Genomic DNA, 13,415 nt, shown 5'->3' on the forward strand with positions numbered 1-13,415 from the left:
ACACAGATATATAAGCTTGCGCATTGCAGCACCTAAAGCACACATTTTATTCTTACCCTAGCTTAATAATCGCAACACTGAACTCTGAAGAATCTCGTCGTTTCTTAATTACGTTGTAATGATGATCATGAAGATAAAATCAAAAAATACAGATTTTTGTGTAAATCCTGAGTAGAATTCGACTTATTTTTTCTGCAGTAAAAAGCATCTTCTCACTATGCTGCTTTGCAAGGACGTTTTATGCTCGCGCTAGATATACAACATGTTCGAATGAAACAACACGCCACTGATAAGGCACAAGCGTTGCAATGTCTAGTCGATATCTTGGTCGAAGACCAATTGGTTACACCTGATTATATTCATGGGTTGACCGTGCGCGAACAACAAAGTGCAACGTATTTAGGGCAAGGAATTGCCATTCCGCATGGGACGCCTCAGTCTCGCCAATATATTTTAAAAACTGGGATTCGTCTGGCGCACTTTCCTGAAGGAGTTGTTTGGGACGGTGAAAATAAAATTTATTTAGCAGTAGTGATTGCTGCGAAATCAGATGAGCATTTGCAAGTCTTACAAATTTTGACGCGGGCTTTAATTAATGATGTCGCTGATCAAGTGAAACATGCTCAATCCGCAGAGCAAATTATTGCATTATTACAAGCCCAACCTGCATCTTTGGCATTGCATGAAAATTTAATCGCCACTCAAGTTCCCGCACTTGATGTAGAAGATTTAATTTGGCAGGCAACACAGCTGCTGAAACAGCAAAAAATGGTGGAGTGTGGTTTTCTGTCGGGTTTAAACCTAAACAGCATGATTCATTTAGGGGAGGGGGTCTGGTCGATCACTTCTAACCAGCATGTTTTGAGCCCAGCTGTAAGTTTGGTAAAAGCGGAACAGGTTTTAAGCCATCAGCAGGAAATGCTCAAGACTTTGGTGTGTATTGCCAGTAATGAGCAACTGGATATGCAACGGTTTCAACGGTTAATGGATATTTTGTTTGATACTGAACAAGTTCATATCCTCAACCAAGAGCAAGATAGTCACCAATTGGCGCAGTTAATTGGTGCTGAACTAATTCCTGATTGGCCATCTCGTCGTATTGTCTTAGCTAATGCTCATGGTCTACATGCGCGTCCCGCGACACACTTGGTCAATATGACTAAGAAATTTGCAGGGGATATTCTCGTTGCTGTAGATGAGGGGGCTTACGTTTCGGCAAAAAGTTTAACCAAATTATTAGCCATGGGATGTCGTCGTGGTCAAACTCTGACTTTTATTGCACAACCTGATACCGATGCTGTAGCTGGCTTAGAACAGATTATTGATGCAGTTCAACAGGGCTTAGGAGAAGAGGTTGAAGCTGTTGACTTTGCATCTCATCAGCATAGCAGTAGTGACCCAGTCGTAAATACTTTGGAATTAATGCCTTTTGAATCACATGGCGATACGGGTAGCTGCGGTATTGCGGCATCAACTGGCCTTGCTTTTGGTCCTGCTCATGTGGTGAAGCCACGCGAATTTAGTTATGAACGTCGCGGACAGAGTTTTAAAGCTGAGAATGAAAAGCTCGAAATTGCGCTTCATCAGGTGAAAAATAGCTTACGTCAATTCATTGCACATACTGAATCTACTGCCATTAAGCAGATCTTCATGGCACATTTGGAAATGCTGGATGATCCAGACCTCCTCCAAAGTGTACAACGCGGTTTAAAACAGGGGTTGTCTGCTGCTGCAGCTTGGCATGATCATATTGAAGTGGCTGCTACCGCACAGGCTGCACTTAGCGATCGTTTACTGGCAGAGCGTGCGGCTGATTTAAGGGATATTGGTGAGCGTGTTTTGGCTGCTTTGTGCGGTGTGGCCGATGTCACAGAACCCGAGCAACCTTATATCTTAATTATGCATGATGTTGGTCCAAGTGATGTCGCGCGTCTGAATAAAGATCGCGTTGCAGGCATTTTGACCGCGGTTGGTGGAGCGAGTGCCCATAGTGCTATTGTGGCACGTGCTCTGGCTATTCCAGCAGTCGTAGGTGCGGGTGTAGCTGTTTTAAATATTGAGAGCCATGCCACAGTACTAATTAATGGGGATACTGGTGAGTATGTGGTCTCACCCGAGCAAAGTCAGATTGATCATGCCATTGCAGAGCGCCAACGCCAGCGTGAGTTGCGAGGACAAGCGGAACAGCATTGTTTAGAACCTGCCATCACACTGGATCAACATCAAGTTGAAATCGCAGCCAATATTGGCAAAGTGGGCGCTACCATACAGGCTGTGGCCGATGGGGCAGAAGCAATTGGTTTGCTACGCACAGAATTGGTCTTTATGTCACACAGCAGTGCGCCTGATGAGGCTACACAGGAAGCCGATTATCGGGTGGTGTTAGATGCTTTGGCAGGTCGTCCATTGGTGGTACGTACACTTGATGTGGGCGGAGACAAACCTTTGCCGTATTTGCCTATTGAAAAGGAAGAAAATCCATTCTTGGGCTTACGTGGTATTCGTCTGACTTTACGTAAGCCAGAGTTGTTACGTCAGCAATTGGTTGCTTTACTTAAAGCAGCGGATAATCGCCCATTAAGAATTATGTTTCCGATGATTGGGCGGGTTGAAGAATGGCGAGCAGCAAAAGCAATTTTGGATGAGGTTCGCATACAGCATCCATGTGAAAACTTACAAGTCGGTATTATGATTGAGGTTCCTGCGGCAGCATTGTTGGCTCCAATTCTTGCTCAAGAAGTTGATTTTTTTAGTATTGGAACCAACGATTTGACTCAATATACTCTGGCGATTGACCGTGGTCATCCACTGTTGTCTGCTGAAGCTGATGGCTTACATCCGAGTATTTTGCTATTGATTGATCAAACGGTTCGGGCAGCACATCAGCATGGTAAATGGGTGGGCATTTGTGGTGAATTGGCTGCTGATCCAAAAGCTGTGCCTGTATTGATAGGCTTGGGCGTGGATGAGTTGAGTATGTCGAGTACCAGTATTCCATTGGTGAAGGCGCAAATTCGTGGTTTGAACTATATAAATTGCCAACAGGTCGCACAGCAAGCCTTAACTTGTGACAGTGCGTCTGCCGTACGTGCATTGGTGGAGTAATTACGAATGGCTAAGATATTAAGTATTACTCTGAATCCTGCAATTGACCTCACCGTGCAGTTGGATCAACTAAAAGTTGGCGAGGTCAATCGTCAGTTAACGGCCCAAAGCCATGCAGCAGGTAAAGGCTTAAACGTGGCACAGGTCCTTAAGGATTTGGGACATGAACTGATTGTGAGTGGCTTTTTGGGGCAAGAAAACCGTCAAATTTTTGACCATCATATCCAGCAAGAGCAATTTGATAACCAATTTATTTATGTTGCAGGTGAAACACGGCAAAACATTAAGGTTGCAGAAGCTTCTGGTCAGATGACTGACATCAATGGCAAGGGCTTTTTTGTAGATACCTCAGCAAAACAACAACTACGTGAACGCCTATCTCAACTGATTTTAGAGGTTGATGTGATTGTGATTGCAGGTAGTTTGCCACAAGGTTTTTCTGCAGAAGAGCTTTCGATACTGATTCTATGGTTACAGTCTGCGGGTAAAAAAGTCGCAGTAGATACCAGTGGTGTTGCGTTGAAAGCAGCAATTGCTGCCCATCCTTGGTTGATTAAGCCTAATACAGATGAGTTGACGGAAACCTACCATTTGCCAGCAGAAACGTTTGCAGAACAGCAGCATCTTTTTGCCAGTTTAAATAGTCAGATCGAACATATTGTGGTCTCGATGGGTGAAAACGGAGTGAACTGGTTTCACCGCACGCACCCCCTGCATGCTACTGCACCGAAGGTCACCGTCCAAAGTACGGTGGGTGCGGGAGATTCCTTGTTGGCAGGTATGATTCATGGCTTGTTGAGTTCAACTTCCCCAGAAGAAACATTGAAAACAGCAACCGCAATTGCGAGCAATGCTGTGACCCAAATTGGGTTTGCCCTTCCAGACTTTGCTGTTATTGAAGATTTGAAAGCGCAAATCTCAGTCCAATCATTGAGTTAATACGATGCAAGAGATAAAACATATTTTATTTGTGCCACATAGTCCCGAGCAGCCGATTAATGCAGTGATTTTGGCCAAAAAATTGTCCAAAGCAGCAACAGCACTTGGTATTTCCAATGATGTGGCGACATCAGTTGAGCATCTTGATTTATCAAATGTGATTGATACTGTTGTTTTTGTTGGACAGAAGTCGGCAGATGCGGATCAACTGCGTGACAAGGTTGTGAAAGTCATTGGTTTGAATAATGCACAACACGATGCGATCATGCTTTTGCAACAAGTTTTTGAGCATTCAGATGCTTTAGATGAAACTATTGCAGCCAATGCAGGGGTTACACGGTTTGTCGCCATTACAGCATGTCCAACTGGTGTTGCGCATACGTTTATGGCGGCCGAAGCCTTACAACAAGGTGCAGTAAAGCACGGTTATCAGATTGATGTTGAAACCCAAGGATCGGTTGGGGCTAAAAATATTTTATCGGCAGAAAGTATTGCCAAAGCAGATGTGGTGATCTTAGCAACGGATATTGAGGTCAATACAGATCGCTTTGTAGGCAAACGTGTATATCGCTGCAGTACAGGATTTGCCCTTAAGCAAACGGATAAGACTTTTGCAAATGCAATTGCTGAGGCCAAAGTGCTTGAAACGGGTAAGCAAACAGCCACTAAGACAGAAAATGAAAACAAAGAAAAAACTGGAATTTATAAACACCTTTTAACAGGGGTGTCTTTCATGCTGCCGATGGTGGTGGCGGGCGGTTTGATCATTGCCATCTCGTTTATGTTTGGCCTCAATCCTGTTGAAGGAAGCTTTGCCGCATCCTTAAAGCAAATAGGTGTTGCAGCATTTACTCTTATGGTACCTATGCTGGCAGGTTACATTGCTTATTCTATTGCGGATCGCCCGGGTTTAACTCCAGGTTTGATTGGCGGTTTACTTGCCACACAATTAGAGGCAGGCTTTCTCGGTGGATTAGTTGCAGGTTTTATTGCAGGTTATATTGCGTTATTTTTATCGAAGCAGCTTAAACTCCCAAGTAGCCTAGAAGCATTAAAACCAATATTGATTATTCCACTATTGGCCAGTTTAGCTGTTGGTTTAATCATGATTTATGTGGTTGGACAGCCTGTTGCACAATTGTTTGAATTACTCACACACTTCCTTGCCAATATGGGGACGACCAATGCCATGATCATGGGGATTATCCTTGGGAGTATGATGTGTATTGATGTTGGGGGGCCAATAAATAAAGCGGCTTATGCCTTTACGGTGGGCTTACTTACGTCACAAACATACGGACCGATGGCGATTACCATGGCTGCGGGTATGGTACCGCCATTGGGTATGGCAATTGCAACTTTTCTGGCAAAGCATAAATTTGCCAAACCTGAGCAAGATGCAGGGAAGGCTGCTGTAGTTCTGGGCCTATGTTTCATTTCGGAAGGGGCTATTCCGTTTGCTGCCAAAGACCCGATTCGAGTGCTTCCATGCGCGATCGCAGGTGGTGCTGTAACTGGGGCTTTGGTTGCATTATTTAAATGTGAACTAGTCACTCCTCATGGCGGTGTAATGGTACTGATCATTCCGAATGCGATGAATTATCCATTAAAATATTTATTGGCGATTGCGATTGGAAGTGTGGTGACTGGTGTAGCTTATGCCGTAATAAAACAACGGTTAGAATAAGCCCTTCATAGAAGCTTTGTGAAAGCTATTTAGTGCAATAAATGAATATTATGCTCAATCCTATTTTGGATCAGTTGGAGAGTCTCTGCTTGAATTTGTCCAGGTAATAGGTCATGAGCGATATTGCTGAATCAGATTGTAACCTTACAAATCGAGCCAATAATTTCATCAACTTCTTGGACACAAAGTTCCGCTTCCTGAGTACCAAGTTTCACAAGAGCTTGTCGAGGAATATTCAGTGCCTCACCCATGATATCCATTTGATGTGGAGGAAAGTTCTAAACCTTTACTGATCGCTTCTGCACTGTATTCAAAGGCGATTAATGGCCGACCTGTGATTGCGGTTGAGGAGACCAATGTACCCCAAAGCCAATATTCACCCCATCCATTGTAGTAAACATTAAGTTTTTTGAGCATGGATTTATTTCCTTTTGATACGTTGGCGAGCAGTACTGTTCTGAAATGACAGCTTTGTCCGTTATAATTGTATAAACATTTTTGGTTTCTGGTAATTATGTCCTCATTGATCAATTTTCTATCTCGCTTTAGTACTGCAACTCTTCAGCGCAGTCTGAGCTATGCTAAACACATTGATAGGGAAACGATTGAGTTCTTTGAGGAAAAAGACGGGGTTACGATGTATGCCCAAATTGAAGGAACAGATTATTACGATACCGCAATTACCTATAATCCCCAAAAAGACCGTTTAATCGATGACGACTGCACTTGTCCGGTTGGATATAACTGTAAACATGCTGCTGCTTTAGCGCGGTTATTCTTTCAGGAATATCGCCAGGAATTTCAGCAGCGTTATGCTGACTCTCAATCCCCGCAGGGAATCACAAAACGCCAACGGGGGGATGATCAGGCGCAGCGCTGGTTGAATGATTTTAAACGGTATTTACAACAGACTGAACCAGAGCAATCTGTCAAAACAAACAATTATTTAATTTACCTGCTAGATCAGTCTGTCAGCTTAAAGAAATTGACAGTTGATGTTCAGAAGGCCAGACGCAATAAAAACGGCTCAATTGCGGGGGAAAGTTATTATACCCAATATGAAAATATCACCAGAAAGCATCTGACTTTACCTGAACAAAAACGACAATTATTTAACCAGATTTATTATTATGCCAAAATAAACAGTGACGAACGCTTTTATCAAAGCAATCTTGATATCTCCAGAATTTTATTGGAGCATTTCAAATCTTTTATTCAAAGTGGCGATGTGTACTGGCAAAAAAAGAGCCATACTGCACTTCAATGGTCAGAACAAGGCTATCACATCGAACTGATCTGGCAACAAGGTGTAAACAAACAGACAGAGCATTTAAATATTGAATTGGTCAATGGTGATATTCGACTCGATTTAAAATCAAATCCACATATCCAAATTCTCGCTAGCCAGCCACCGTGTTATGTGGATATTCAACAGAACACGGTGGGCCAGTTATATGGTGAATATACGGCAAATCTTCTGTACCATTTTTTACAGATGCCTGATCTTCCATCTATGCTCTTGCCAGAGTTTGAGAAACTGACTCATCAATATTCAGACGTGAAAAATCTGCCTCAGCCCGAGTCTATTCAGCATATTGATGTCCTTGAGGGTAGTCCCCAGCCAATTTTACGCTTCGGTGTTTTAGATAAATTTGATTGGAAATGGGAAGAGTCTGTTTGTGCTGAAATTGAATTCTCCTATACAGGCGGAAGAATAAAAGCAGGTACATCAGGTGACAGTTTTATTGGTGAGCAGCATGACAAAATGGTACGACAGCTTCGGGACTTAGTTCAGGAACAACAGTCAATCCAGCGTTTACAGCTATTGGTCGAATCACTGAAGTGGGTGAAAGATCTTAGTTATGACCATCAATTAAAACTGGATAAACAACGTCTAGATTCTATGGTTTTTGCTTTCTATGGAGACTGGATCAAACAGCTGATGCCCATCAATCAAATTGAGTTGATGGGCTGGCAGATAGAGCATCTGGAAAACAGCCCCTTTAATCTGCAATATGTTGAAAATTTAAATATTTCTATCACTGAATCTGAAGGTCAGCAGGACTGGTTCAATATCGGGGCGACGGTTCAAGACAGTGCAGGCAATTCTTATAATTTGCTTGATGCACTCGTAGCTTTGGTGCGAGTAAATCCTGATTTACTTGATCCACGGACTTTTATTCATCTGCATGACAGTCAAATTTTCACAGTGAAAACTGCAGTTGATCAACCTGATTTGGCTCTATCCGCTAGGGATATTAAGCCGGTATTGTTGCATCTGCAGAGCATTTTACAGCAAGAAGAGCGCAGTATTGATCGCTATGATGCGAGTCAATTATTAGAATTGCAGCATAATCTTGAGATGACATGGCAGGTCAGTGATCGCCTGCAACAATTTGTACAGAACTTCAAACAAGGCTATCAGCAACAACTGCCGACACCACAAGGTTTTCAGGGGGAGCTGCGTCCATACCAGCAGCAGGGCTTAGGTTGGTTACAGTTTTTAAGGGAAACCCAACATGGCGGGATTCTGGCAGATGATATGGGCTTGGGGAAAACAGCACAAACTTTAGCCCATTTACTCATGGAAAAGCAGGCTGGATATTTGCAGGACAGTCCCGCCTTAATTGTTGCACCCACATCGTTGATGCATAACTGGTTCAAAGAAGCGGAGAAATTTACCCCTCAGCTGAAGGTATTGCTGCTACAGGGGCCCGACCGCCATCAGTATTTTGAGCAGATTCCGCACTATGATATTGTGTTAACCACCTATCCGCTTCTAGCGAGAGATGAAGAACAATTAAAGCAATATGAATATCATCAACTCATTTTGGATGAGGCGCAGAATATCAAAAATCCGCGTGCCAAAGCTGCACAGGTAGTACGGCAATTAACAGCACGACATCGTTTGTGTCTAACAGGTACCCCGATGGAAAATCATTTGGGTGAACTGTGGGCACTATTTTATTTTCTAATGCCAGGATTTTTATATTCACAAGAAATCTTTAATAAAAAGTACCGCTATCCTATTGAAAAACGCGGTGATCAGCAGTTAAGGCAAAAGTTGGTAAACCGCATTAAACCCTTTATTTTACGTCGCTTGAAAACTGACGTTGCCAAGGAATTGCCTGAAAAAACCACGATTGAAGTCAATATTGACATGAATGAGCAGCAATCCAAGCTATACGAGGCTGTTCGCGCCACGATGCAGGCAAATATTCAGAAAATTGTGGCAGAAAAAGGCTTTAAGCGTAGTCAAATCCAAATTTTAGATGCCTTGCTGAAGCTGCGTCAGGTCTGTTGTCATCCTAGCTTGCTGAAACTGGATTCAGTTAAAACCGGGCAGGCGTATTCTGCCAAACTTGAACAGTTGATGGATATGGTTGTTCCAATGGTGGAAGAGGGACGAAAAATTCTTATTTTCTCTCAGTTTACCTCAATGTTGGAACTGATTGAACAACAGCTCTATCACGCAAAAATTGGCTATGTGAAGCTGACTGGAAAGACCAAAAAGCGAGATGAAGTCATTACAGCATTTCAGTCTGGACAAGTGCCGGTATTTTTAATCAGTCTGAAAGCAGGAGGGGTTGGTCTGAATCTAACTGCCGCAGATACGGTCATTCACTATGATCCATGGTGGAACCCTGCTGCTGAAGATCAAGCTTCAGATCGTGCATGGCGGATTGGACAGGACAAGCCGGTATTTGTGTATAAGCTGATTACCAATAAAAGCATAGAAGAAAAAATTATTGCCTTGCAGCAGAATAAAGCAGAACTGGCACAGTCTATTCTAAGCACAGATCATGAGGGAGAAGCGAAACTGACGGAAAATGATGTGATGAAATTGTTTGAGAAATTTTAGCTTGGTTACAGGTTTCCTCTAATCATCTGTAAGTATCTGAAAGTCTGGATGCAATTTTTTCCAATGTTCTCTTAATTTTTCTTTATGAACAGAAATCATAGGTAAGTCTAGTAATAGCGCTGGCCATACTGACCGTGCTTTGTCCATAATGGCGTGAAGTTGTTTTTCAATAACACGCCATGGAACACCGACTTTTTCAGCCCATTGTTCAAAGTGTTTCATCTCAGCTAAATACCAATCTTTATTTTTGGCAAGATTCAATGCGAAATGAAGCTCATTTTCAATATATACACTAGTCATCAATATATCGTATGCGGGAGATAATCTTGGCGTTGTTTTATCGTGATAAATCATACTCCAGTTCTTTAAGTGTGCATCTCCATTGGCGAGTAAAATATTGACGAGTAAACGGCTGGCAAATTGCTGAATATCAAAAATTTTGTTATCTGAATAGTGATAAATGATCTTACCGATCTGCTCATAATTTGTGGTGCTGTATTTCTGGTGTGGATATGAACCAAAGATCTGAGCAAAATCTTCAATATGAATAAGCTCTGTAGTATTAGCAGTACTCTGCCTATCGAATCTCTTAATTGCAAAAGCATATTGCTCTTGGGGTAGATTTAATGGTGGAAGGTCTTGTAAGAGTGCCATATCTACCAAACGAATCTCTGGGATATCTATTCCGACCATTTTGGCAAGGATCATCATAGAGTATTCATTCAGCGGAACAAAAGCATGTCTGGTAGAAGGAGTTTTGACAATCCAATCACCGAGTAGGCTGGATTCCGTTGCCTGTGCTAATGTAAAACGCCCATCTTTGGCTTTCATGGAAAACTTCATTTGGACGCCAGCCAAGGAAAACTTATTATTTGTCCGAATCTCTTGTTTTAATATCTGATCTGGATTCGAGATCTGAAGCTTAAATTTTATTCCATCTGGGATTTCTTCTGGATCTACTGGGGTTGCAATCAGTGCCCCAGGTAAGTCATGACCTAAAGCTGCCAATAACTGAAATTCATTGTCTATATGTATTTTGAGGCTTTGTGCTATGAGTTCGCGTAATGCACCTTCTGGTAGCAGATTTGATAGCAAGGGGTGTAAACGCTGATGTGTAACATAGGTCTTTTCTAAAATCTTATCCACTTGAGGATACAAGGGGGAAGTCAACAGGCTCAAGGTCGGGCGTTGCTGATCAGAGCGGAAAGAATCTGTAAAAACCAGAATATTTTTTCCGCTCTGAAATCCTGCCAAGTATCCAACGATACCGTGATGTAATGTTAATTTCAGGACGGCAACAGTATTCATGGTTCCTCTCCTCCGAGAAGACCCTTCCATGGGTTAGTCATTAAGTCATCCTGATCTTCAATAGTGACTTTAATTTCATCATTCAATAATTGTCTGATCAAATGAACCTTATCATCAGGGATGAGCATCAGTTGAGCATTTAATCCTGCCACTATAATTTCTAAGGTCTCTAATCGAGGGTTGCCCTGACTTTCCAGTTTTTGGTACTGCTGTCTTGAAATGCCTGTACGGGATTGCATATCAACTTGCTTTAAGCCCAATTGGGTTCGTCTTTTTTTGATTTGCTGAAGTAAAGACTTATTCATTGTAGATACATTTATTGCTTTTAGGTTCTGTAAGAAACATATTAGTTTCTTATTTTTTGAAAAGCAATTTATGACTTTATCATTTCGATCTATAAAAGCCTTAGCTACGTAGTGATCTGAAATCACTCTGAAAATACAGTTAAAATACGCGGTTCAATTTACCTTAATCTCCTTACGTAATTGGCAGCCAGATCTGAACTGTTGGCAACTCTCTGGCAAAATTTCCTGGCAGCCCTGCATTTAACTGCCTAGCGCAATCTGATAATACCCCAACCTTGGCAAGGTCACCGAGATTTATACCATTAAATTATGTTAATTGTAAGTATATGATTTAATTGAATATAATTGGTTTTTAGTGGGGCGAAATTTTTAGCAATTTAGATCATTTAAGGGTATTTTGGTCACTTCATATTGGAAATTTTTGTCCATAAAAGTCACCTATGTTTTAATACTGATTTTCATAAGAAATAACAACAGTATATGATTTAATATAATGATTATTAATCCTCATGAAAATGTTTTATATTCAATTCAATAAATGAATATTATGCTCAATCCTATTTTGGATCATTTGGAGAGTCTCTGCTTGAATTTGTCCAGATAATAGGTCATGAGCGATATTGCTGAATCGGATTGCAACCTTACAAATCGAGCCAATAATTTCATCGACTTCTTGGGCAGAAAGTTCCGCTTCCTGAGTACCAAGTTTTACAAGAGCTTGTCGAGGAATATCCAGTGCCTCACCCATGATATCCATTTGATGATATCCACCTGGCCCTTCACAAAAAGTAACATCATAGGCAGGGGCGAGTTTCCATTGCCCATTTTGGGACATCAGAAATGAAAAGTTTTTGCAATGATCATCTCGATTATTGAAGACTACATTGAAAACAGCTCGCTTGAATGCAATTGCTTTTTCGCGAACATCATTGGTGCAAAAGTGTGCAGCGCGAAGAAAGTTACTGTAGTCTAAACTCCCTGGTGATTTAAAATCAGCTCCGGTAAAGGCAGCTAAACTTTGCATAGGGATACGCATGCCATCGTGGCGGTCAAATCTTTTTGATGCAAATGCAGTTAATCCATTCGGAAGAGTAAAATATTGGGTGTCAGGGGTATCAATATCACAATGACGCAAACATTCTGCATAAACAGCTTCAATTGCACAAACTTCAGGATGCTCTTGCTGAGCGGGAAATTTGATCAGCCAGGCTTCATGTTGATGTGAGCTAACTGTTGAGAATTCGTTGGTGACAGGATCACGATAGACGAGTGCTTTTGGCCTTGCACCTTGTGGTGATCCACCCATAACTAATAAATGCTGTAAAAATTCAGCACCTTCTCCTTTGAGAACTTCCTGGACTTCTTGGGCGAGTTTAAGCAGTGGAATATTTTCAGTTAATGCTAACTCAGGTGCTGAAGGTTCAAAGGATAATGCCCCCATCGCATGTGTATTAATATACGTGAGTCTTTCTAATGGCCCAATCCGTGCTGGATTGAGTCCATTTTTTTTAAATAAGCGATCCATAAGGAGCATGCCCCAACCATCGGGTAGAGCATCATATATAGGACCTGGCAATCCCATTTGATGTGCAGGAAAATTCGTTCTTAATGGGTCACCTTTTAACGGAAGTAGGTAAGAGGAAAGTTCTAAACCTTTACTGATCGCTTCTGCACTGTATTCAAAGGCGATTAATGGTCGACCTGTGATTGCGGTTGAGGAGACCAGTGTACCCCAAAGCCAATATTCACCCCATCCATTGTAGTAAACATTAAGTTTTTTGAGCATGGATTTATTTCCTTTTGATACGTTGGCGAGCCGTATTGCTCTCATAGCGGAGAATGTCATCTACACTGTTTAAATGAGGTTTAAAGAGTTCCTCTAATTCTTTTAATCGACCCAGTACCATGGCAACGCGTACTAAATTTTCAAATGAAACATTTCGACCAGCTTCCAAATTAGATACTGTATTTACACCAATACCAGCACGTGTAGCGACGTCTGCCTGAGTCATTTCCAGATAAAGTCGTTCTTTACGAAGCCTTTCACATAATAAAGTAACAACTTCTTCAGGTTTTTTGAATTTTAAATCCATAATATTGGGTCTTATGTCTATATATGTGTATTAAACCACAAAATAATGGAGTTATAAAATAAACCGACTTAGTCGGTAAGGAGGGTACTTTATTGGCCTGATTAGATCCTATTAGA

The 13,415-nt window shown here is 41.7% G+C and carries 8 protein-coding genes and 3 pseudogenes; 5 read left to right on the plus strand and 6 right to left on the minus strand.

Annotation, left to right across the window (positions count from 1 at the left end):
- Positions 1 to 240: 240 nt before the first annotated feature.
- The 4 genes and pseudogenes from fruB to EXE29_RS16385 form a co-directional block, all read left to right on the plus strand.
- Positions 241 to 1,369, plus strand: a pseudogene (fruB, locus tag EXE29_RS17935) (fused PTS fructose transporter subunit IIA/HPr protein); the annotation flags it as partial.
- A gap of 86 nt (positions 1,370 to 1,455) precedes the next feature.
- A pseudogene (ptsP, locus tag EXE29_RS17940) lies at positions 1,456 to 3,105 on the plus strand (phosphoenolpyruvate--protein phosphotransferase); the annotation flags it as partial.
- 6 nt (positions 3,106 to 3,111) lie between these two features.
- Positions 3,112 to 4,044: a 1-phosphofructokinase gene (gene pfkB / locus EXE29_RS16380; RefSeq protein WP_106986699.1), complete on the plus strand. Its 933-nt coding sequence runs from the start codon at positions 3,112 to 3,114 to the stop codon at positions 4,042 to 4,044.
- 4 nt (positions 4,045 to 4,048) lie between these two features.
- Complete coding sequence (locus EXE29_RS16385; protein WP_120365058.1) at positions 4,049 to 5,731, plus strand: fructose-specific PTS transporter subunit EIIC; 1,683 nt, start codon at positions 4,049 to 4,051, stop codon at positions 5,729 to 5,731.
- Between the two features lie 29 nt (positions 5,732 to 5,760).
- Here EXE29_RS16385 and EXE29_RS16390 read toward each other — a convergent pair.
- Both EXE29_RS16390 and EXE29_RS16395 read right to left on the minus strand, forming a co-directional pair.
- Positions 5,761 to 5,997 (minus strand): annotated as a pseudogene (locus EXE29_RS16390) (hypothetical protein); the annotation flags it as partial.
- A complete protein-coding gene (locus EXE29_RS16395) occupies positions 5,975 to 6,148 on the minus strand; it encodes a serine/threonine protein kinase (protein WP_120365057.1) in 174 nt (57 codons plus the stop codon). The gene EXE29_RS16395 and the pseudogene EXE29_RS16390, both read right to left, overlap by 23 nt.
- A 97-nt stretch (positions 6,149 to 6,245) precedes the next feature.
- Between EXE29_RS16395 and EXE29_RS16400 the strand changes: the two genes are divergently transcribed.
- A complete protein-coding gene (locus EXE29_RS16400; RefSeq protein ID WP_120365056.1) occupies positions 6,246 to 9,593 on the plus strand; it encodes a DEAD/DEAH box helicase in 3,348 nt (1,115 codons plus the stop codon).
- Between the two features lie 18 nt (positions 9,594 to 9,611).
- Here the strand turns inward: EXE29_RS16400 and EXE29_RS16405 are convergent, their stop codons facing one another.
- The 4 genes from EXE29_RS16405 to EXE29_RS16420 form a co-directional block, all read right to left on the minus strand.
- Positions 9,612 to 10,901 carry a type II toxin-antitoxin system HipA family toxin gene (locus EXE29_RS16405; protein WP_120365055.1) on the minus strand — a complete coding sequence of 430 codons (1,290 nt, stop codon included), beginning with the start codon at positions 10,899 to 10,901 and terminating at the stop codon, positions 9,612 to 9,614.
- Entirely contained in the window at positions 10,898 to 11,206 is a 309-nt protein-coding gene (locus tag EXE29_RS16410; protein WP_120365060.1) for a helix-turn-helix transcriptional regulator, read from the minus strand. The genes EXE29_RS16405 and EXE29_RS16410 overlap by 4 nt, the downstream gene beginning before the upstream one ends.
- Positions 11,207 to 11,732: 526 nt before the next feature.
- Positions 11,733 to 12,992, minus strand: coding sequence for a type II toxin-antitoxin system HipA family toxin (locus EXE29_RS16415; RefSeq protein WP_120365054.1), 1,260 nt, complete (start codon positions 12,990 to 12,992; stop codon positions 11,733 to 11,735).
- Between the two features lie 4 nt (positions 12,993 to 12,996).
- Complete coding sequence (locus EXE29_RS16420) at positions 12,997 to 13,299, minus strand: helix-turn-helix transcriptional regulator (protein ID WP_106986693.1); 303 nt, start codon at positions 13,297 to 13,299, stop codon at positions 12,997 to 12,999.
- Positions 13,300 to 13,415 lie beyond the last annotated feature (116 nt).

Origin of the sequence: Acinetobacter sp. WCHAc060006 (assembly GCF_004209135.1) — a bacterium.
GTDB classification, from domain to species: domain Bacteria; phylum Pseudomonadota; class Gammaproteobacteria; order Pseudomonadales; family Moraxellaceae; genus Acinetobacter; species Acinetobacter cumulans.

What these genes read in the sequence shown, in the direction of transcription:
- pfkB (WP_106986699.1), top strand. Translation starts at nt 3,112, where the DNA reads ATGGCTAAGATATTAAGTATTACTCTGAATCCTGCAATTGACCTCACC.
- EXE29_RS16385 (WP_120365058.1), top strand. Translation starts at nt 4,049, where the DNA reads ATGCAAGAGATAAAACATATTTTATTTGTGCCACATAGTCCCGAGCAG.
- EXE29_RS16395 (WP_120365057.1), bottom strand. Translation starts at nt 6,148, where the DNA reads ATGCTCAAAAAACTTAATGTTTACTACAATGGATGGGGTGAATATTGG.
- EXE29_RS16400 (WP_120365056.1), top strand. Translation starts at nt 6,246, where the DNA reads ATGTCCTCATTGATCAATTTTCTATCTCGCTTTAGTACTGCAACTCTT.
- EXE29_RS16405 (WP_120365055.1), bottom strand. Translation starts at nt 10,901, where the DNA reads ATGAATACTGTTGCCGTCCTGAAATTAACATTACATCACGGTATCGTT.
- EXE29_RS16410 (WP_120365060.1), bottom strand. Translation starts at nt 11,206, where the DNA reads ATGAATAAGTCTTTACTTCAGCAAATCAAAAAAAGACGAACCCAATTG.
- EXE29_RS16415 (WP_120365054.1), bottom strand. Translation starts at nt 12,992, where the DNA reads ATGCTCAAAAAACTTAATGTTTACTACAATGGATGGGGTGAATATTGG.
- EXE29_RS16420 (WP_106986693.1), bottom strand. Translation starts at nt 13,299, where the DNA reads ATGGATTTAAAATTCAAAAAACCTGAAGAAGTTGTTACTTTATTATGT.